Below are 20,338 nucleotides of genomic sequence, written 5' to 3' on the forward strand. Positions count from 1 at the left end.
CCATGCTGACGCGATGGCGGGCGCGCAGCCGTGACCCGCGCCAGGCGCGGTTCCTCACGCTCGCGAGCCTGCGCTGGGTGCGCGCCAACCGCGCGTACACGCCCTGGTATCTGCTGCGGTACTGGCGGTTCTGGCGGTTCAAGGTGGCCAATCCGCACGTGATCACGACCGGCTTCGTGTTTCTGGGCAGGCGGGTCGAGGTCACCGCGCGTCCCGGCTTCGGGCGGCTGGTGCTCGGTCGCTGGGTGCACCTCGGTGACGGCACGTCGCTGCGTTGCCACGAGGGGACTTTGACCATAGCCGACAAGGTCGTCTTCGGTCGTAACAACGTGGTGAACTGCTACCTCGACGTCAGTGTCGGAGCGGCGAGCATCATCGCCGACATGGTGTACGTGGCCGACTTCGACCACGTATTCGCCGATGCGGACACGCCGATCAAGGACCAGGGCATCGTGAAGTCACCGGTCCGGATCGGTGCGGACGTGTGGCTGGCGAACAAGGTCTCCGTGGTGCGCGGAACCTCGATCGGCGATGGTTCGGTGGTCGCCGCCAACGCAGTGGTGACCCGGGACCTGCCGCCGTACTCGATCGCTGGAGGCGTTCCGGCGCGGGTGATCCGCAACCGCCGCGACGACTCCGAGGCCGCCGCGCAGACCCGCGAGGCGCTTGCCGACATGGCCGCCAAGCTCGCCGCGGCGCGGGATGGGACCATCCAGCCATGACGGACTTCGAGCGGAGCGCCGGAACTGGGCGCGTGTGGTGTGACCAGGCGATGCGCAAGGTCGAGGCGGACGCCAACCGCTCGGCGGACACCCATCTGGTGAAGTACGAGTTGCCCTCGGACTGGGGCGTCGACCTGTATTTCAAGGACGAATCCACCCATCCGACAGGCTCACTGAAGCACCGGCTGGCACGCTCGCTGTTCCTGTACGCGCTCGCGAACGGCTGGCTCGCCGAGGGAACCACGGTGGTCGAGGCATCGTCCGGCTCGACCGCGATCAGCGAGGCGTACTTCGCCCGGATGCTCGGCCTGCCGTTCGTGGCGGTGATGCCCCAGAGCACGTCGGCGTTCAAGATCGAGCTGATCGAGCGCGAGGGCGGCCGGTGCCAGCTGGTGGGCGACCCGAACACGGTGTACGCCGAGGCGGCCCGGCTGGTGGCCGAGACCGGCGGGCACTACATGGATCAGTTCACCTTTGCCGAGCGGGCCACCGACTGGCGGGGCAACAACAACATCGCCGAGTCGATCTTCGCGCAGATGCGGCAGGAGCCGTGTCCGGTGCCGCGCTGGATCGTCACCGGCGCCGGAACCGGTGGCACGTCGGCCACCATCGGCCGCTACCTGCGATACCGGCAGCTTGCTACCAGACTCTGTGTGGTGGATGTCGAGAACTCCGCGTTCCTGCCGGGGTGGCGGGCCAACGACGACACCGTCCGGACGGGGCGGGGCTCCCGGATCGAGGGCATTGGCCGGCCGCGGGTGGAGCCGAGCTTCGTGGGAGACGTGGTGGACCGGATGATCGCGGTGCCCGATGCCGCGTCGCTGGCCGCCATGCGGTTGCTGGAGGGATCGCTCGGCAAGCGGGTCGGCGCGTCCACCGGCACGAACTTCGTCGGAGCGCTGCGGATCGCGTGCCAGTTGAAGGCCGCGGGGGAGCGGGCCAGCATCGTGACGCTGATCTGCGACAGCGGCGACCGGTACGCCCAGACGTACTACTCCGACGACTGGGTGCGGGCGCAGGGGCTCGACCTGGCACCGCACACCGAGCAACTGCGTGCCGTGCTGAGCAGTGGTTCCTGGATCGAGATTTAGCCTTGTTCTGCTGAAGGTTTGTTCGTCGACTCGCACCGTGGGCGGTTCAGCACCCGGGCGTACACCTGTGCGGTTCGCTCGCCGGCGCACCAGCAACACGCGCATTCGACGACGATGATCGCGCATGGCCGGCGTCGGGTGGGCAGCTACGGCAGCTCCATGGTCTCGGCGCGCTCGATCTCGGCGAGCGCGAAGCTCAGGTAACCGTCCAGTGGTTCGTCGGCCATCACCAGCAGATCGGCAATGAGCAGTGCGGCGTGCTCGGCGATGGCGGTGTGGTTCGGCTGCGGGCCATCGGTCGGGTCGGCGGCACCCAGTGCGCCCATGAGCACCAGGACGAGCAGGTTCGGGTCGAGGTCCGGGTACCACGGTGCCGCGTTCTTTGCGCAGCACTGGATGGCCTCTTGAGCGTCGGCGCTGGACAGCCCACCGGGGTGCAGTTGTTCGAGCAACGTACGTACGACGGAGCCTTGGACGATCGCCAGCCGCTCGTGGTCCTTGGCGCTGCTGGCGGCGTGCAGCGGTTCGAGCTGGTGCGCCGCGGCGGCAGCGGTCGCCTCTGTCACGGATCGCCGAATGCCGCGCACGGCAGCGGAGCCGCTGGGTGGTCGAGTGCTCATCGGGTGCTCTCCGTTTCGTCGTCGGCGCCATCCTCTCAGCCGGTCGCTAGTGGTGTTGGATGCGGTGGTTTTGTTGAGGTGTGGGTCGCAGCACCGGAATGCAGTACACCCTCCGACTGCTGCTGACCCGTTGGTCCATACATCAGAAACTACGACCACCCTCCGGCAATTCTGTCCGATTTCTAGTGCCGGCGAAGCATCCTGGCTGCCCCGGCTCGAACGGCCCGGTGCGTGCGGTGTTCGAGGATGACCTTCGACTCAGCTGGTGATCGGCGCGGGTGCGGCGATGGTGATGATCTCAGGGCTGTCGTCGGTGAGCGGCCGGCTATTCCAATCGCCGAATTGGTGTACGACGTCCAGACCCGCCGCGGCGAGGAGTGCGGCCAACCGCTCGACGCCGCAGAAGCGCAGGCTCGTCCGGCTCACCTTCGGAGTTCCCCAGTCCGAGGAGGTGAACGTCTCGGAGAAGCGGACCACGTCGCCCTCGACAGGTTCCGCTACCTGGTGCTCCACACGCACGGTGGAACCCGACGCGGTGACGGCCTCGACGGCATGAGCCGGCGTCCAGGATTCCCATGGACGGGTCAGTGGATTCCTGATCTCGAAAACTACTCGACCCTCGGGAACGAGGCACGATCGCATCGCGGCGAGGGCGGCTTCGATGTCGTCGTCGGTCAGGAGGACCTGAAACGCGTGGCCGGTCATCACCACGAGATCGAACCGGCCAGGCAAGGAGCAACTGGCCAGATCCCCCTGCACCCACTCGATGTCTGCGCGCGCACGCCCCACGTCGAGCATTGCCGCCGCCGGGTCGAGCCCGCACAAGCGGCCATGGTGGCCCGATTCGCGGGCGCGGCGCAAGAGGGCGCCGGTTCCGCACCCGACGTCCAGCACGGACGCCGCTGACATCGTCAACCCAAGGTAGAACTCGTCGCTGGGACCCCACGGATTCAGGAGGTCGTACAGCTCCGCCAGGGAGTGGTCGGAGTAGGCGCGGTCAACCTCGCTCGAAGCACTGCTCACCACTTCGCTGGTCACGGCTTCGGCGCACCCGACTCCACCGAGGCATAAGTGCGCACCGGAAAGGTGCCGAACTGCGCAACCCGCGGTGGAGCGGCGGTGAAGCGGGCACCGGTGATCGGCAATTCGCCCAATCCCGTCAGGTGTTCAACGATCGGAATGCCGGCCGCGAGCAGGACGGTGTGAGCCGGCCGCTGTCCGCCGCCGGTGGTGTCATCGATGTTGACGGAGTCGATTCCCACGAGCTGTGCTCGGTGTTCGACGAGCCAGTGGGCGCCCGCTTCGGTGAGGTAGGGCGCGTCGATGGCGTATTCCGGCGTACCCCAGTGCTCGTCTCCACCGGTATGCAGCAACACCGCGTGTCCCGTCAAGTCGTCAATGCCGGGCGCGGCCAGGTCGGGCACATCGACGGCGCGTGAACGGCTGCCCTTGGTCCGCACCACCACGGTGGGCAGATCGGCCAGTGCGCTGAGCGGCAGACCGGCGAGATCGGTTCCGTCGGCGTACCGGTGGAACGGGCTGTCGAGGTACGTCCCGGTATTGCCGATCATGCTGATGCGGTCCATGGCGAACTCGGTCCCCGGCGCGTAGACCTGCCGGGATGCCTCGCGGGTGAGATGTGGCGTCACCTCGGGAGCCGGCAGCCCCGGGTACGTCGTCATGCCGGCGACAATCAGATGGCTGAGCTCGACCCAGTTCCGTAGGGGTGGTGTCATGCGCCTGAGCTTGCCCGTCCGGTGGCTGTCGGCAAAACGATATCGACCACCGCTCGGGTATGGCAGCGTGATCGGATGACGAACTGGCAAGCGTGGCACGAGCCGTACCAGGACGCCGACTCGCCGCTGTCCCGCCGGCTGGCTGTTGTGCGACGGCACATCGTGACGTGGCTGGACGAGCGACCGGAGCCGACGCTGACCGTGCTGAGTGTGTGCGCCGGCCAGGGGCACGACCTGCTCGGGGTGCTGGTGACCCGGCCGGACGCGCGAAGAGTCCGCGCCACGCTGCTGGAATCCGACCCGCACAACGTCGAGGCGGCCGAGGCGGCTGTCGAGAGCGCGGGCCTCCAGCACATGTCGGTGGTGCGCGTCGATGCCGGCGATCTGGCCTCGTACGTCGGTTCGGTACCCGCCGATCTGGTGCTCATGGCCGGCGTGTTCGGCAATATCAGCGACGCCGATGCCCACCGGACGATTCGGGCGCTGCCGCGGTTGTGCGCGGCCGGTGCCACGGTGGTGTGGACCCGAAGCCGGCGCGCTCCGGACCGCACCCCAACGATCCGGCGGTGGTTCGAGGCCACCGGCTTCGTGGAACGCGCCTTCGATGCGCCGGACGACGCCCTGTTCTCGGTTGGGGTCTCGCGCTTCGAGGGTGTGCCGGAGCCCTTGACCGCGCACGGGCGGCTCTTCACCTTTCTCCGCTGAGGTGAGGTGAGGTGGGCTGACGTGGGCCGAACTGCGCTGGCGAGCGCCTTTTGTCGTACCCCCGTGCTGTAGTGATTGCATGACAGTCATAGCGCGTCTCGCGGCAGTATCACTGGATTGTGCGGACCCGGCCGAGCTGGCTGGGTTCTATCGAGATTTGCTGGGCCTCGAACAGTTCTGGGAATCACCGGACTTCGTCGCGCTCAAGGGGGCGGGGATCTATCTGACCATGCAGCGGATCGAGGATCACCAACCGGCCAGCTGGCCGGGCGGCAGCAGACCCAAACAACTGCACCTCGAGTTGGCGGTCACCGATCTCGACGGCGCGGAGGAGCAGGCGCTCGCTCTAGGGGCGGTAAAGGCCGACATCCAACCGTCGCCGGATGGCTGGCGGGTGTTTCTGGACCCGGCCGGGCATCCCTTCTGCTTCACCACGCTCGTGCCCGAGCTGTGACCGCCAGAGCGTGCCTTGAGTTACGGCTTGCCAGCAAAGCTGAACGGCGAGGTGGGGCCACGGTCGGTCGTAGCGCCACCGCCGAAGGTTCTGCGCGGTCACGGGGAACGGTGCGCAACGTGCGCGTCGCAACCGCCGATGCAGGGCCACCGGATCTGCGAACGGTCGGTAGCGCGGACCGGCTTGCCTATGCCCGCTGATAGCGCCGCGGATGTGGCACCGTCGAAAGGGTGACCTCCGTTCACGTGATCGCGTTGGCGGCGAATCATGGGCAGGGCTGGCGTCAGATCGGCGAGCTGCTCGTGGCTTGGGGCTGTCGTCGCTCATCGGCCTGGAGCGCCAGATTCGGGGCAAGAGTGCCGGCGGCAACCGTGACCGCACCGCACTGCACTTCGTGATCGTGCTCGGCTATACCCCGTTGTCCCGTCACCTGCCGAGGCCGAACCAGCGTGCCAGTCATGTCCGGGTCGTCTACAACGACGGTCAGGGCGTGCTGCGCCAGCTCCTGGCCGAGTGCACCGCCCACCAGTGACCATCCTTGCTCTGGCCACGGCCGCGCCGCGGAACCCAGACGATGTCGGCAGGTTGTTGATCGAGTGACTGGCCGGCTCAGTCCAGTTCGATGATGGCGGCCTCGGCCGGTTCCAGCACCAGCTCCCCGAGGACCACAGCCGTCCCCGCTGCCCGGCTGCCTGTGGACAGCACCAGCCGTCCCGGCGCCGTGCCCAGCTCACCGGACGGCAACCGGGCAATCACGGGCTCGTCCGAGAAGTTGATCGCCACAAGCAGCCCGCCGGACCCGGTCCGGCGGGTGAACGCGTACACCTGCTCGGCGGCGGCGACGCCCTGGTAATCGCCCCCGGTCAGGCGTGGCTCGGCAGCCCGAAGCGCGATAAGCCGGCGGTACAGGCTGAGCAGTGACGATGGATCGCCTTGCTGCGCTGCCACATTGACCTTCGACAGCGCCGGTGCCGCCGGGACCGGCAGCCACGGCCGGCCGGTGGTGAAGCCCCCGGCGAAGGAATCGCTCCACTGCATCGGGGTGCGGTACGGGTCGCGTCCGTCGGGGTCGGCGGCCTGCTCCGCGGGCACCGGCACGTCGGTCATGCCGATCTCTTCGCCGTAATAGACGAACGCCGTGCCGGGCAGCGTCAGCAGCAGTACCGCGGCCGCGCGTGCTCGGGCCAGCACCTGGTCGATGCCTGCACCGGGGCCGCTGAAGCGGGTGGCGCTGCGGGACAGGTCGTGGTTGGACAGCACGTGCGTCGGCCAGCGGCGCGGATCGGGCTGCCGGTCCAGCCGCTCGCCCAGGGCACGGAAGGATTGCGCGTCCCAGCCGGTGTCGAGGTAACCGAAGTCGAAGATCAGTTGGAACTCATCCCCGGCGCTGCCGGGGTAGGCCATCCGGCGCACGGGATGGCGTACCCCGACCTCGCCGATGAGCACCTGGTCGGGGTACTCGTCGAGCACCGACCGGAGGCCGCGAATCAGCTCGTGGACGTCCTCATGGTCGATGTTGCGGTGCCGCCGGTCGTCCAGCTGGGTGCTGAGCAGCACGTTCACCACGTCTGGCGGGTTGTCCCGCAGCTCGGGGTCCTTCGCGATCCGATGCGGCGCGTCCACCCGGAAGCCGTCCACCCCGCGGTCCAGCCAGAACCGCAGGACGTCGTGCATCGCAGCGCGTACGGCGGGGTTTCGCCAGTTCAAGTCGGGCTGTTCGGGTGTATAGGAGTGCAGGTAGTACTGGCCGCTGGCCTCGTCCAGGGTCCACGCGCTGCCGACCTTCGCGAATGCCGAGCGCCAGTTGTTCGGCGGGCCGCCGCCGGCCGCGGGGTCCGCCCAGACATAGCAGTCGCGGTGCTCAGCGGCGGGACCTGAGAGCGCGTCGACGAACCACGCGTGCTGGTCCGAGGTGTGGTTCGGAACGAAGTCGAACAGCACGCGCAGCCCATGGTGGTGCGCCTGCTCGATCAGCGTCTCGGCGTCGGCAAGCGTGCCGAACCGGGGATCGATGTCGCAGTGGTCGGCGATGTCGTAGCCGAAGTCGACCATGGGGGAGCGGAAGATCGGCGACAGCCAGATGGCGTCCACGCCGAGGCTGTCCGGCTCCCCGGCCAGGTACCCCAACTGAGATGTGATGCCTGCCAGATCACCGACACCGTCACCGTCGGAGTCGGCGAAGCTGAGCGGGTAGATGTGATAGATCGCGGCTCGCTGCCACCACGCCTCGTCAACGGCCATACCGCGATCCAAGCAGCATTGCGGGCTCGGCATCCAATCAGCATTGCGGGTTCGGTGACAGCAGAGGTGCCGCAGCCGCTCAAACGCTCTCAGAACAGCCGCTCGTCAGAACAGCCGCGCGTCGACGTGGCCGAACGGGCCGTCGATCCGACGCAGCCGCTCGGCGAGCGCCGCCGCCGCACGGGCATCCCCCGATTCCATCGCGTCGGCCAGGGCGTGGAACCGCTCGGCGTGACCCCGCGCGCGTTGCCGCCCGTAGTCCGCCGCAGAGTCACGGGTCACCATGAAGGCCCAGTCGCTGGCGCTCACCAGCAGCGCCTCGCGCGCAAGCTGGTCGGCCACCGCGTCGCGACCAGCTGACGGCCTCGGCACTGCCGCGGCGGCCCGACGTGCGAATCGCCCGTCCAGTACGGCATAAAGCCGCTGCTGCACCTGAGCGATCTCGTCGTTGAGGTCGCGGATCTCGTCGTTGTCCCACACCCGCCAATCCTTGCCCGCGCCCCAGGACGAGGACGGCAGTCGGATCGGGTCAGCGACCAGGCCCGCGTCCATCGCGCCGCGCAGGGTGCTCAGCCGGACCCCCGCCCGGGGCAGCAGCCGCAGCACCGTCTCGAGAAACTCCGGTCCCTCGTACCACCAGTGTCCGAACAGCTCGGTGTCGAAGGCCGCCACGACAAGCGCGTCGCGACCGTGCCGCCGGCTCAGCTCCGTCAACCGGCTCAGCACCGCGCCCACGAAATCCTCGGCGTCACGCAGCACCGCCGCACTGGCCGAGGCCGGGTCCCACGGCTGCTTGGCCTCGCTGGACACCGACATCCCGGTGACCCGCGACGGCCGAAACCCCGAGGCGTGGTCGAAGGTGTGGAAGTCGCGGTAGCTCTCACCGCCCGGGTACCCGGCCCGTGCGGACCAGATCCGGTACGAGACGGGCAGGTCCCGGGCGAACGCCACGACGTCCGACTCGCCGACCGGACGGCCGAACCCGGTGTCACCGTCCACGGCCGGGCCGTCCACCAGAAAGTGCGACACCCCATGCGCGGCGTAGCGATCCTCCAGGCCGGAGGCATAACCGCACTCCGGCGCCCAGATGCCCGTGGGCGAGGTGGTGCCGAGCCGCAGCCTGGTGTCGGCGAGGCCGGTCGCCAGCTGGGCATCGGCGAACCGGTCGGTGAGCAGGGGCTGAAACGGATGGGTGGCCGGCCCGGACAGGACCTCCAGAACGCCGGCGTCCAGCAGCGGCCGGAGCACACCGGACAGCCCACCCGTGAGCCAGCGCCGCTCGACATCATCGAGGCACGCCACCGCCTGCCGCCGCTCGTACCCGGCCAGTTCGCCGAACTCCGGGCGGGCGCTCAGCTCCTCGGCACGCAGTTGCCACCGCCCTGCCCAGGAATGGATCTCGTCCAGACAGTAGGGATCATCCATCATCGCCGCCACGATGGGCGTCACTCCGAGCGTTGCCACGTCCGAATAGCCTTGTTCGGCAAGGGATTCGAACACTCTCAGCACCCGGCGCCATGATCCGGTGAACGCCTGATGCAACCATTCCTCACCGACCGGCCAGGTCCCGTTGTGCGCGACCCAGGGCAGATGGGTATGCAGGACGAGGCAGAACGTGCCGACGGGCTTCACGGCCGCCGCGCCAGCAGGATCAGATCAAGGCTCTCGTCCACAGCTTCCTCGGCCACCTCGAAATCGGCGGTACTCACCGAGGCCACCGAGGTCCGTACGTCCGCCGGCCACTGATCCGGCGGACACGCCAGCTGAGCTGCCGCGAAGCCACCGGACGCCGCGTGCTCGGCGTCCAGGGATCGCAGCCGGCTGCCGGCATGCAGACCGAGCACGGATATCGCCTCGAACCCGGCGCGCGCGATCAGGCTTGACAGCTCGGCCGCGGTGAACTCGTGCGTGTGAAAAGGATTGACGGGCGTGTCGAGGCCTGGGGAGAAGGTCAGCCGGTTCGGCGTCGAGAGCAGCAGCAGGCCGCCCGGACACAGCACTCGCCAGCACTCGGCGACGAACTCCGGATGGTCCCAGACATGCTCGATCACCTGCAGCGAGACGACGGCGTCGACGGTGCCGTCAGCGATCGGCAGCGCGGCCAGGTTCGCCCGCACCGGTCGCAGCCGGGGATAGGTTCGCGCCAGGTGAGCGATGGCGAGCTCGTCGTAGTCCAGCGCGAGTACGGTCCTGGCACGCTCGGCCAGCAGGTCGGCGCCGTACCCCTCGCCGGCCCCCACCTCGGCCAGGACGCCGGTGCTCGGTTCGTCCGGCAGCAGCCCGAAGACGAACTCGTAGGCGGCCTCGTGACGCCGGAACCAGTAGTTCTCGCTCAGCACACCCGGCAGGGTGCGCTCGCCGGTCAGCGGCAGCGCCGGTGCGTGCCCCCGACCGCGTTGGAACTTTCACCCCCCTTCCGGGTCACAGGCTGATCCTTCCGGGTCGAGGCTGAGGCGTCCGGTGGTGCCTGCCATGCCGACTCCCTCGCCGACCGTGTAAGAGCATCTTGTAAGACAATGCAGACAGACGGTGCTGCCGGGCGTGCCCGGGGTTGGTACCGGGTGATCGGGAACACCCTACGGTCGCAGCCCGAACGGTTACTGCTCACAGGTACCGTCAGCGCTATCGCAGGACCGCAGGCGGTGTAACCGCACCGTGTGCGGACGCGCTGACGAGGAACCGACAGCGCTGACCGAACCGACAGTGACCGAACAGTAAGGACGAGTGACGGATGAACATCGTTGTCCTGATGAAGCAGGTGCCCGACACCTATGCCGAGCGCAAGCTCAATCCCGATGACAACACCCTTGACCGCGACGCCTCCGACGCCGTCATCAACGAGATCGACGAGTATGCGATCGAAGAGGGCCTGCGGCTGAAAGAGGAGCATGGCGGCGAGGTCACCATCCTGACGATGGGGCCGGACCGGGCCATGGAATCGATCCGCAAGGCGCTGTCCATGGGTGCCGACAAGGGTGTGCACGTGGTCGACCCGGCACTGCACGGTTGCTGTGTCATCACGACCGCGAAGGTGCTCGCCAAGGCGCTCGGCACCATCGAGTACGACCTGGTCATCGGTGGCTCCGAGGCGACCGACTCCCGGCTCTCGGTGCTGCCCGCCCTGCTCGCCGAGGCGACCGGCCTGCCGCAGCTGTCCGGTGCCCGCAAGGTGACCGTGGACGGCTCCTCGGTGACCATCGAGCGGGTGACCGATACCGGTTATGACGTCGTGCAGGCATCCACCCCGGCCGTCCTGAGCGTGGTCGAGAAGATCAACGACCCGCGCTACCCGTCCTTCAAGGGCATCATGGCCGCGAAGTCGAAGCCGGTGACCCAGTTGTCGATCGCTGACCTCGGACTGACCGAGGGCGAGGTCGGCCTGGCTGCCGCGACCACGGCGGTTGCATCCTTCGAGGTCGCACCGCCGCGCGCGGCCGGTGTGGTCGTCAAGGACGAGGGCAACGGTGGCGCCGCGATCGCTGAGTTCCTCGCGACCAAGAAGCTCATCTGAGTCGGCTGACGAGACAGAACAGGACGAATAACAATCATGGCTGAAGTGCTTGTGCTGATCGATTCAGTGAACGGAAACGTCAAGAAGTCCTCCCTGGAACTGCTCACCGCCGCCCGCGCGCTCGGTGAACCCGCCGCCGTCGTCATCGGCGCGCCGGGCACCGCCGCCGCGCTGAAGGACAAGCTCGCCGAGTACGGCGCCGCCAAGGTCTACGTCGCCGAGAGCGATGAGGTCGATGGTTACCTGGTCGCCCCGAAGGCCGAGATCCTGGCGGCCGTGGCCGGTCAGGCCAGTCCCGCCGCGATCCTGGTCGCCTCGACGCCGGAGAACAAAGAGGTCGCCGCGCGCACCGCGTTCAAGATCGACTCCGGCTTCATCGCCGACGCGGTGGACGTCAGCGCGGACGGCTCCGCCACCCAGTCCATCTTCGGTGGTGCCGTCTCGGTGTCCTCCAAGGTGACCCATGGCATTCCGGTGGTCAGCCTGCGCGCGAACTCGGTCGCCGCCGAGCCCGCCCCCGGTGCGGCCGAAGAGGTATCTGTCCCGGTGAGCCTGAGCGACGGTGCGAAGGCCGCCAAGGTCGTCGACCGGGTGGCCGAGGCCAAAGGCTCCCGCCCGTCCCTGCAAGACGCCTCGGTGATCGTCTCGGGAGGTCGCGGGGTGGGCTCGGCCGACAACTTCTCGGTCGTCGAGAGCGTCGCCGACTCCCTCGGGGCCGCGATCGGCGCCTCGCGCGCGGCCACCGACGCGGGCTGGGTGCCGCATCAGATGCAGGTCGGGCAGACCGGTGTCACGGTCTCGCCGCAGCTGTACGTGGCCCTGGGCATCTCCGGCGCGATCCAGCACCGCGCGGGCATGCAGACGTCCAAGACCATCGTCGCCGTCAACAAGGACGCGGAGGCGCCGATGTTCGAGCTTGTCGACTTCGGTGTCGTCGGTGACCTGTTCAAGGTCGCGCCTCAGTTGGCGGAAGAGATCAGCAAGCGCAAGGGCTGATCGACGCCCCATCCCACCTGCTTCGGCGGACTGCTTTGCGGCGTACGGCACGGGAGCCGCCGTCGTGTTCCGCGGCGTGCGAAACCGTTTCTGAGGCCGCCTAGACTGAGCGAAGTGACCGTCGACAACTCCCGCCGCAGCCGCAGCCGCAAGCCTGGCCGCCGGAGCCGGTCCACCGCCTCGGTCTTCGCTCCGCGCTACCGGATCACCACTCTCGCCATCCTGACCCTGATGACGATCATCGCCTTCGAGGCGCTGGCCGTCGCCACAGCGCTGCCGACCGCGGCCCGCAGCCTGCACGGATTGGCGTCCTACGGCTGGGCGTTCACCGGGTTTCTGGTGGCCAGCGTCGTCGGCATGGTCGCCTCGGGAATGCACGCCGACTCGCGCGGCGCGCGGTCCCCGCTGCTGATCGGCCTGGTGCTGTTCATCAGCGGGCTGCTCGTCGGCGGTGTGGCGGAGTCGATGCGGGTGCTGATCGCCGCCCGGGTGGTACAGGGACTGGCGGTCGGCCTGCTGATAACCGCCATGTACGTGGTGATGGGCGAGGTCTATGACGACGCGATCCGGCCCAAGATGTTCGCCGCGCTGGCGACGTCCTGGATCGTGCCGGGCCTGGTCGGCCCGGTCGTCGCCGGCTGGATCACCGAGCACCTGTCGTGGCGGTGGGTCTTTGGCGGACTGGCGCCGTTCGTGGCGATCGCCGGGCTGATGCTGCTGCCGGCCCTGCGCCAGCTGCGCACGCACACCGCCTCCGGCGCGATGCGCGACCGCCGCCGGATCGGGTTTGCCGTGCTCACCGCGCTCGGCATTGCCGGGGTCGCGGACCTCGGTGAGAGCCAGAGCGTGCTCAGCGTGCTCCTGGGGATCCTCGGTCTGGCCGCAATGGTGTTCGGGCTGCGACGGCTGCTCCCGGCTGGAACGGCCGGCTTCGTCGTCGGGGTACCTGCGGCCATCGCCTTTCGCGGAGTGCTGTCCGGGGTGTTCTCCGGCATGGAGATCATCGTTCCGCTCACCCTGACCGTCCAGCACCACTACTCACCGACCCTGGCCGGCATGCCGCTGATGCTGACCGCCATCTCGTGGGCGACCGCATCCCAGATCCAGGGGCGGCTGCGCGATCCCAACCGGGCGGTGCTGGTGGCGCTCGGGCTCACCCTGATCGCGGCCGGCGGTTTCGGCATGGCCGTGGTGGCAGTCCGGGCCGTTCCCGGCTGGACCGCGTTCCTCTGCTGGCCGGTGGCGGGGTTCGGCGCGGGCTTCGCCCTGACGAGCGCGAGCGTGGTGCTGCTCGAACACACCACCGACGCCGACCGCGGCTCGGACTCGGCGGCGTTCCAGCTTTCGGACTCCGCGATGAGCGCCCTGTTCACCGGGTTCTCCGGCGCCCTCGTGGCGTCCGCCGCGCATGGCCGGATCAGTTACGGCGCCGGCTTCGCCACGGTCTACCTCACCATGGCGATCGTCGCGGTGCTGACCATCCTGCGGGCACCGCGGCTGCGGCCGAAATCGGTCCCCGACGGCGTCGGTCCGCTCGGCGCGCCGAGCGTCGTAAGCTCGTAGCCGATGCCCTATCTCGATCACGCCGCGACCACTCCGATGCTGGAGGAGGCCATCACCGCGATGTCAGCGGCGATGGCCCAGGTCGGCAACCCGTCGTCGTTGCACACCTCCGGCCGGCGGGCCCGCCGCATCGTCGAGGAGTCCCGTGAGCGGCTGGCCGCGGCCCTGGGCGCCCGTCCGTCCGAGGTGATCTTCACCAGTGGCGGCACGGAGTCCGACAACCTGGCGGTGAAGGGCATCTTCCTGGCCCGCCGCAACGAGGCCCGCGCCCACCGACGGGTGCTGATCAGCGCCATCGAGCACCACGCGGTGCTGGATTCGGCGCAGTGGCTGGTCGACCACGAGGGCGCCGAGCTGGTGCTGCTGCCGGTGGACGAGCGGGGCACGGTACTTCCCGCGGCGCTGTCCGCCGCGATCGCCGAGGACCCGAACGCGGTGGCCCTGGTCAGCGTGATGTGGGCGAACAACGAGGTCGGGACGGTGCAGCCGATCGCCGAACTGGTCGCAATCGCGCACGCGTACGGCATTCCGTTCCACACCGACGCCGTGCAGGCCGCCGGGGCGCTGCCGGTCTACTTCGCCGAGTCCGGCGTCGATGCGATGACGGTCACCGCGCACAAGCTCGGTGGCCCGTACGGCACCGGCGCGCTGCTGCTCGGCCGCGGCGTCGCGTGCGCCCCGGTGCTGCACGGCGGCGGCCAGGAGCGCGATGTCCGCTCGGGCACCATCGACACTCCCGGGGTGGTCGGCTTCGCCACCGCCGCCGAGATCGCGGTCGCCCGCCGGGACGCCTCGGCCGCCCGGCTGGCCGGTTTGCGCGACTCCCTCGTCGCGGGCGTGCTCGAGGCGGTTCCGGATGCCGTGCTCAACGGCGATCCGGTGTCCCGGCTCCCTGGCAACGCCCATCTGTCCTTTCCCGGCTGCGAGGGTGATTCGCTGCTGATGCTGCTGGACGCCCGGGGCATCGAGTGCTCCACCGGCTCCGCCTGCTCGGCCGGCGTCGCGCAGGCATCCCACGTGCTGCTGGCGATGGGCGCCGACGACCAGCGGGCACGCGGCTCGCTGCGGCTCTCGCTCGGCCACACCTCCACGGCCGAGGACGTGCATGCCGTGATCGAGGCGATCGGACCCGCGGTCGAGCGCGCCCGGCGGGCCGGCATGGCCTCCGGCGGGTCAGCATTCGCGTACTCTTCCCCGGCTCTGGCCGGGATGGACACCACCGGACGAAATCGATGAGGGTACTGGCCGCGATGAGCGGGGGAGTGGACTCGGCGGTTGCCGCCGCTCGGGCGGTCGACGCCGGCTGGGACGTCACCGGCGTCCATCTGGCGCTGTCGCGTCAGCCCGCGACGCTGCGCACCGGCTCGCGTGGTTGCTGCTCGGTCGAGGACTCCCACGACGCCCGCCGAGCCGCGGACGTCCTCGGCATCCCGTTCTACATCTGGGACTTCGCCGAGCGCTTCCAGGCCGACGTGATCGATGACTTCGTCGCCGAGTACGAGGCCGGCCGCACCCCGAACCCGTGCCTGCGCTGCAACGAGAAGATCAAGTTCGAGGCGCTGCTGGACCGCGCGCTGGCCCTGGGCTTCGATGCGGTGGCCACCGGGCACCATGCCCGGCTGGTGAACGGCGAGCTGCGGCGCTCGGTCGATGAGGCCAAGGACCAGTCCTACGTCCTCGCCGTGCTGCGGCCCGACCAGCTCGCGCACGCGATCTTCCCGCTCGGAAACAGCACGAAGGACCAGGTACGCGCCGAGGCCGCGGCCCGCTCGCTGTCGGTGGCGAACAAGCCGGACTCCCACGACATCTGCTTCATCGCCGACGGCGATACCCAGGGCTTCCTGTCCCGGCGGCTCGGCCAGCAGCCCGGCGAGATCGTCGATGCCGACGGTTCGGTGCTCGGCGGGCACGACGGCGCATTCGGCTTCACCGTCGGCCAGCGCAAGGGGCTGAATCTGACGAAAGCCGGCCCCACCGGGGAGCCGCGGTACGTGCTCTCGATCCAGCCCAAGACCAATACCGTGGTGGTCGGCAGCGCCGCGGACCTCGAGATCGACACGGTGCGCTGCGTCCGTCCGGTGTGGACGTCGGGCGTGCCGGCTGCCGCCGCCGATGGCACCGGAACTGACCTGCGGTCGAACTGCCTGCGGTTCGGCTGTCTGGTGCAGTTACGCGCGCACGGGCTGGTGTCGGCGGCCACGATCAGCGGGACCCCGGATGGCGAGCTGACCGCGACGCTGACCGAGCCGCAGCGTGGCATCGCCGCCGGCCAGGCGCTGGTGATGTACGACGGTGACCGCGTGATCGGTTCGGCCACCATCACCGCGGCGCATCGCGCAACGGTGTCCGCCTGATGGCGACACTCCTTGATGGCGACTCCTTGATGGTGGTTCGTTTGATGGCGGCTTTTTAATGGCCCAGAGTGTGCAGGCCCATCCGTGGCCGCCCGGCGCGGCGACCGGCATCGGATCACTGCCCGGCACCGACCCCGGCGAGGCTGTTCGGCTGGTGCTCGGCGAGGTTCCTGACCTGCCGTATCTGCCGGAGCTGCCCGAGCGTGGGCTCGGCGCGGATCTGGTGGGGCGGACCGGTTCGCTGCTGGTCGACCTGCCGCTGGAGTGGCAGCCGCACGGCTGGACGGTGGCCAGCCATCCCGGCCGCGACCTTTCGCGTGCCCACGACCAGCTGGCCCGTGATCTCGACGCCATCACCGAGTTGGGGCAGGGTTTACCACTCCTCAAGGTGTCGGTCTGCGGGCCGATGACCCTGGGCGCCAGCATCGAATTGCCCAATCTGCACAAGGTACTCACCGACCATGGCGCCTTCCGGGACCTCGCCGCGTCACTGGCCGAGGGCGTCCGGGAACACCTGGCCGACCTTGCCTCGCGGCTGCCCGGTACCGCTCTGGTGCTGCAGGTGGACGAGCCGAGCCTGCCGCAGGTGCTCAGCGGCCGGGTTCCCACACCCTCGGGGTACGGAACTGTCCGGTCGTTGGAGCGCTCGATCGCCGGACCGGCGCTGGCGCAGCTGCTGGCGGTAGCCGCCGAGGGCCACCGGGTGGTGCACTGCTGCGCCGAGGACGTCCCGTTCGACCTGCTCGCCAGCTCCGGCGCGTCCGCGATAGCGGTGGACGCCGACCTGATCACCCACGCCGACCTCGACGCGGTCGGTGAGCTGGTCGAGTCGGGTGTGGGCCTGTGGCGCGGTGTGGTGCCCGGCGTCGATGCTCCGATCTCGGTCCACTCGGCACGGGCGAAGATCCAGCCGGTGTGGAGCAAGCTCGGGTTCAGTCCGGAACTGCTGGCCAGCGCTGTGGTCCCCACGCCGTCCTGCGGCCTGGCCGGGGCGTCGCTCGGTTATGCCCGCAAGGCGATGAAGGTGCTGTCAGAGGTGGGCAGGTCACTGCTCGAAGAGCCCGCCTGATCACGTCTTTCCGTGTTTTCTGCGCCACCGGCGTCCACCGTCCGCTGTCCGCCGTCAGGCATCCTGGAAGAGCGGTTCTCTTTCTGCTGTTCCAGCGCTACATCCTGAGCACGGCCGAGGGCGGCCTGAAGGAGTGAACTCGGCTGAGCAGAACTGTCGGCCGGTCGCGGTAGCTTAGGCCTCGTGACGACAGCACCCGACCGCGAGCAGCGGAGCGCCGGCGACCGGCCAGCCGGCGACCGGCCAGGCGGGGACGAGCCAGCTGGCGACCGGCCAGGCGGGGACGAGTCTCTGGCCGCCCGTCAGCGCCATGCCGAGCTTGTCGCCCGGCTGACTGACGCCGAGTACCGGTACTACGTCCTGGACGTCCCGAGCCTGTCCGATGCCGACTATGCCGGACTGCGCGCCGAGCTGACCACTCTGGAGGGCCGGTTCGCGGACCTGGCCTCGCTCGACGTGGCCGCCCAACACGCCGCTGAAAGCCTGTCGGTGCAGTTCAGCCCCGTCCAGCACCTCGAGCGGATGCTCTCGCTGGACAACGCCTTCTCCGCCGACGAGCTGGCTGCCTGGGCGCTGCGGGTGCGGCGCGAGGTCGGCGAGACCCCGTACCTCTGCGAGCTGAAGATCGACGGCCTGGCCATCAACCTGGTGTACGAGTCCGGCACGCTGGCCCGGGCAGCGACCCGCGGTGACGGCCACACCGGTGAGGATGTGACCGCCAACGTCCGCACCATCAGCTCGATCCCGAACCGGCTGAGCGGTGACGATCTGCCCGAGGTGATCGAGGTCCGTGGCGAGATCTTCTTCCCGCTCGAAGAGTTCGCGGCGCTGAACGCCCAGCTGGTCGCGGCGGGCAAGGCCCCCTACGCCAACCCCCGCAACACCGCCTCCGGCTCGCTGCGCCAGAAGGACCCGCGGATCACCGGCGCCCGCAAGCTGCGCATGGTGGTGCACGGGGTGGGGCGCGTCCAGGGTGGGCCGCCGGTCGAGAGCCAGTCCCAGTGGTACGAGGTGCTGCGGGCCTGGGGCCTGCCGACCTCCGCGCGCGCCACGGTGGTGAACTCCATGGATGAGGCGTCGGCGTTCATCGCGCACTGGGGCGAGCACCGTCACGACGTCGAGCACGAGATCGACGGCGTGGTGGTCAAGGTCGACTCGCTGGCACACCAGCGGCAGCTCGGCTCGACCAGCCGGGCGCCGCGCTGGGCCATCGCGTACAAGTACCCGCCCGAAGAAGTGCAGACCAGGCTGCTCGCCATCGAGGTCAACGTCGGCCGCACCGGCCGGGTGACGCCGTACGGCGTGATGGAGCCGGTGCTGGTTGCCGGGTCCACGGTCGAAATGGCGACCCTGCACAACGCCAGCGAGGTCGCCCGCAAGGACGTCCGGGCAGGCGACACCGTGGTACTGCGCAAGGCCGGCGACGTGATTCCCGAGATTCTGGGACCGGTTCGCGAGCTGCGTCCCACCGACGCGCAGCCATGGGTGATGCCGACGCACTGCCCCGCCTGCGGCACCGAGTTGCGGCCGCAGAAAGAGGGTGACGCCGACATCCGCTGCCCCAATCAGCGCTCCTGTCCCGCACAGCTGCGGGAGCGGCTGTTCCACGTCGCCGGCCGCGGTGCGTTCGATATCGAGATGCTCGGCTACGAGGCGGCCACCGCGCTGCTCGATGCGGACTTGGTTTCCGACGAGGGCGACCTGTTCACCCTGTCGGCCGAGCAGCTGGAGCAGAGCGCCTTCTTCACTCGCAAGACGGGAGGCCTGGCGGCGAACGCCCGCAAGCTGCTGGACAACATCGAGGCGGCCAAGACCCGGCCGTTGTGGCGGGCGTTGGTGGCCCTGTCCATCCGCCATGTTGGCCCGACCGCCGCCCAGGCGCTTGCCCGCCAATTCGGCTCGATCGAGCAGATCCGCACGGCCAGCAGCGAAGCGCTGGCCGCGACCGAGGGGGTCGGCCCGACCATCGCCGAGGCCGTCCGCGCGTGGTTCGAGGTGGATTGGCATCGCGACATCGTGGCCAAATGGCTGGCAGCAGGCGTGTTCAACGAAGAAGTGGTGGTCGACAGCGGGCCGAAACCGCTGGCGGGCATCGCGGTGGTCGTCACCGGAGCTTTGCAGGCTTACAGCAGGGACGAAGCGGCCGAGGCGATTACCAGCCGTGGTGGCAAGGCGGCCAGCTCCGTATCGAAGAAAACCTCGTTCCTCGTCGTGGGGGACACCCCCGGCACCAAGTATGCGAAGGCGGTTGAGTTGAAGGTTCCGATTCTCGACGAGGCAGGATTCACCCTGCTGCTCGAAGAAGGTCCCGAGGCCGCAACTGCGGTCGCCCGCGCCGGAGAGCCGGAGTGAACGAGTTCGTTACCGCCGAGATCCTGAGCCAGCCCGAGTGCTGGCGCCGGGTGGCCACCATGGACAGCGTCAGCGCCCTGCCCGCGTCGGGCAAGCGAATCGCCGTCACCGGCTGTGGGACGTCCTGGTTCATCGCGATGGCCTACGCCGCGCTGCGTGAAGAGGCCGGTCACGGCATCACCGACGCCTTCGTCGCGTCCGAGTTCCCCCGCGGCCGCGAGTACGACGCGGTAGTCGTGATCAGCCGGTCCGGCACGACCACCGAGGTTGCCGAGCTGCTGAGCTGGTTGTCCACCACCGCGCCGCACATCCTCACCGTGGCCATCGTCGGGGTCGCCGGAACGCCGATCGAGCGACTCGCCGGAACCGCCGTCGTACTGGACTTCGCCGACGAGCAGTCGGTGGTGCAGACCCGGTACGCCACCTCGACACTGGCCTTCCTGCGCGCGCAACTCGGCCACGACCTGAACCGGATCGCCGCGGCCGGTGAGCGTGCGCTGCGGCGGCCGTTGCCCGAGGCGGCGGTGACGGCGGAGCAGCTGACCTTCCTCGGCCGGGGCTGGACCGTCGGACTGGCCCACGAGGCGGCCCTGAAGAACCGCGAGGCGGCCCAGTCGTGGGCCGAGTCCTATCCTGCGATGGACTACCGGCACGGCCCGATCGCGATCGCCGCGCCGGGCCGGGTGGTCTGGGGCTTCGGTGAGATGCCTGCCGGTCTGGCGGCCGACGTGGCGGCCACCGGCGCCGACTGGATTTCCGGCGACCTCGACCCGATGGCCGAGCTGGTGGTGGCCCAGCGGGTCGCGGTGGCCCGGGCCGAGTGCCTCGGACTGGACGCCGACCGCCCGCGTCACCTCACCCGGTCGGTCATCCTCGACCAGCACTCATAGCGGGGCAGCACTCATAGCAGGGCGGCACTCTTAG

General features: G+C 69.3%; 19 protein-coding genes. 13 read left to right on the forward strand and 6 right to left on the reverse strand.

Going from position 1 to position 20,338, the window contains the following annotated elements:
• Nucleotides 1-2: 2 nt before the first annotated feature.
• A complete protein-coding gene (locus RM423_RS00365; protein ID WP_311420999.1) occupies nt 3-722 on the forward strand; it encodes an acyltransferase in 720 nt (239 codons plus the stop codon).
• Nucleotides 719-1,813: an L-cysteine desulfhydrase Cds1 gene (locus tag RM423_RS00370; RefSeq protein ID WP_311421000.1), complete on the forward strand. Its 1,095-nt coding sequence runs from the start codon at nt 719-721 to the stop codon at nt 1,811-1,813. The genes RM423_RS00365 and RM423_RS00370 overlap by 4 nt, the downstream gene beginning before the upstream one ends.
• A 146-nt stretch (nt 1,814-1,959) precedes the next feature.
• Here the strand turns inward: RM423_RS00370 and RM423_RS00375 are convergent, their stop codons facing one another.
• The 3 genes from RM423_RS00375 to RM423_RS00385 all read right to left on the reverse strand — a co-directional run bounded on the left by RM423_RS00375 (nt 1,960) and on the right by RM423_RS00385 (nt 4,169).
• Nucleotides 1,960-2,433 carry a hypothetical protein gene (locus RM423_RS00375; protein ID WP_311421001.1) on the reverse strand — a complete coding sequence of 158 codons (474 nt, stop codon included), beginning with the start codon at nt 2,431-2,433 and terminating at the stop codon, nt 1,960-1,962.
• A 258-nt stretch (nt 2,434-2,691) separates the two neighbouring features.
• Nucleotides 2,692-3,471 carry a class I SAM-dependent methyltransferase gene (locus RM423_RS00380; protein ID WP_311421002.1) on the reverse strand — a complete coding sequence of 260 codons (780 nt, stop codon included), beginning with the start codon at nt 3,469-3,471 and terminating at the stop codon, nt 2,692-2,694.
• On the reverse strand, nt 3,468-4,169 hold the full coding sequence (locus RM423_RS00385) for a cyclase family protein (RefSeq protein WP_311421003.1): 702 nt from the start codon (nt 4,167-4,169) through the stop codon (nt 3,468-3,470). Before RM423_RS00385 ends, RM423_RS00380 begins: the two co-directional genes overlap by 4 nt.
• Nucleotides 4,170-4,244: 75 nt before the next feature.
• On the opposite strand from RM423_RS00385, the gene RM423_RS00390 reads away from it, so the two are divergent.
• The 3 genes from RM423_RS00390 to RM423_RS00400 all read left to right on the forward strand — a co-directional run bounded on the left by RM423_RS00390 (nt 4,245) and on the right by RM423_RS00400 (nt 5,860).
• The gene (locus RM423_RS00390; protein ID WP_311421004.1) at nt 4,245-4,874 is read left to right on the forward strand and encodes a hypothetical protein; all 630 of its coding nucleotides are present in this window, start codon (nt 4,245-4,247) and stop codon (nt 4,872-4,874) included.
• A 79-nt stretch (nt 4,875-4,953) separates the two neighbouring features.
• Nucleotides 4,954-5,328, forward strand: a complete 375-nt coding sequence (locus RM423_RS00395) for a VOC family protein (RefSeq protein WP_311421005.1) — start codon at nt 4,954-4,956, stop codon at nt 5,326-5,328.
• A 307-nt stretch (nt 5,329-5,635) separates the two neighbouring features.
• Nucleotides 5,636-5,860 (forward strand): MgtC/SapB family protein, encoded by a 225-nt coding sequence (locus RM423_RS00400; protein ID WP_311421006.1) that lies wholly within the window; start codon nt 5,636-5,638, stop codon nt 5,858-5,860.
• A 77-nt stretch (nt 5,861-5,937) separates the two neighbouring features.
• Here RM423_RS00400 and RM423_RS00405 read toward each other — a convergent pair whose 3' ends face one another.
• From RM423_RS00405 to RM423_RS00415, 3 genes are all read right to left on the reverse strand, one after another.
• The gene (locus tag RM423_RS00405) at nt 5,938-7,569 is read right to left on the reverse strand and encodes an alpha-amylase family glycosyl hydrolase (protein WP_311421007.1); all 1,632 of its coding nucleotides are present in this window, start codon (nt 7,567-7,569) and stop codon (nt 5,938-5,940) included.
• Nucleotides 7,570-7,674: 105 nt separating this feature from the next.
• Nucleotides 7,675-9,201, reverse strand: coding sequence for a 1,4-alpha-glucan branching protein domain-containing protein (locus RM423_RS00410; protein WP_311421008.1), 1,527 nt, complete (start codon nt 9,199-9,201; stop codon nt 7,675-7,677).
• Nucleotides 9,198-9,908: a class I SAM-dependent methyltransferase gene (locus RM423_RS00415; protein WP_311421009.1), complete on the reverse strand. Its 711-nt coding sequence runs from the start codon at nt 9,906-9,908 to the stop codon at nt 9,198-9,200. The genes RM423_RS00410 and RM423_RS00415 overlap by 4 nt, the downstream gene beginning before the upstream one ends.
• A gap of 392 nt (nt 9,909-10,300) precedes the next feature.
• Between RM423_RS00415 and RM423_RS00420 the strand changes: the two genes are divergently transcribed.
• From RM423_RS00420 to RM423_RS00455, 8 genes are all read left to right on the forward strand, one after another.
• Nucleotides 10,301-11,080 carry an electron transfer flavoprotein subunit beta/FixA family protein gene (locus RM423_RS00420; protein WP_311421010.1) on the forward strand — a complete coding sequence of 260 codons (780 nt, stop codon included), beginning with the start codon at nt 10,301-10,303 and terminating at the stop codon, nt 11,078-11,080.
• 36 nt (nt 11,081-11,116) lie between these two features.
• On the forward strand, nt 11,117-12,076 hold the full coding sequence (locus RM423_RS00425) for an electron transfer flavoprotein subunit alpha/FixB family protein (RefSeq protein WP_311421011.1): 960 nt from the start codon (nt 11,117-11,119) through the stop codon (nt 12,074-12,076).
• Between the two features lie 114 nt (nt 12,077-12,190).
• A complete protein-coding gene (locus tag RM423_RS00430) occupies nt 12,191-13,639 on the forward strand; it encodes an MFS transporter (RefSeq protein WP_311421012.1) in 1,449 nt (482 codons plus the stop codon).
• A 3-nt stretch (nt 13,640-13,642) separates the two neighbouring features.
• A complete protein-coding gene (locus RM423_RS00435) occupies nt 13,643-14,875 on the forward strand; it encodes a cysteine desulfurase family protein (protein WP_311421013.1) in 1,233 nt (410 codons plus the stop codon).
• Complete coding sequence (gene mnmA, locus RM423_RS00440; RefSeq protein WP_311421014.1) at nt 14,872-15,993, forward strand: tRNA 2-thiouridine(34) synthase MnmA; 1,122 nt, start codon at nt 14,872-14,874, stop codon at nt 15,991-15,993. Before RM423_RS00435 ends, mnmA begins: the two co-directional genes overlap by 4 nt.
• A gap of 58 nt (nt 15,994-16,051) precedes the next feature.
• Nucleotides 16,052-17,062, forward strand: a complete 1,011-nt coding sequence (locus tag RM423_RS00445) for a methionine synthase (RefSeq protein WP_311421015.1) — start codon at nt 16,052-16,054, stop codon at nt 17,060-17,062.
• A 291-nt stretch (nt 17,063-17,353) separates the two neighbouring features.
• Nucleotides 17,354-19,414 (forward strand): NAD-dependent DNA ligase LigA, encoded by a 2,061-nt coding sequence (ligA, locus tag RM423_RS00450; RefSeq protein WP_396327542.1) that lies wholly within the window; start codon nt 17,354-17,356, stop codon nt 19,412-19,414.
• Complete coding sequence (locus RM423_RS00455; RefSeq protein ID WP_311421017.1) at nt 19,411-20,304, forward strand: SIS domain-containing protein; 894 nt, start codon at nt 19,411-19,413, stop codon at nt 20,302-20,304. Before ligA ends, RM423_RS00455 begins: the two co-directional genes overlap by 4 nt.
• Nucleotides 20,305-20,338 lie beyond the last annotated feature (34 nt).

It is taken from the genome of Jatrophihabitans lederbergiae, from assembly GCF_031845305.1.
GTDB classification, from domain to species: domain Bacteria; phylum Actinomycetota; class Actinomycetes; order Mycobacteriales; family Jatrophihabitantaceae; genus Jatrophihabitans_A; species Jatrophihabitans_A lederbergiae.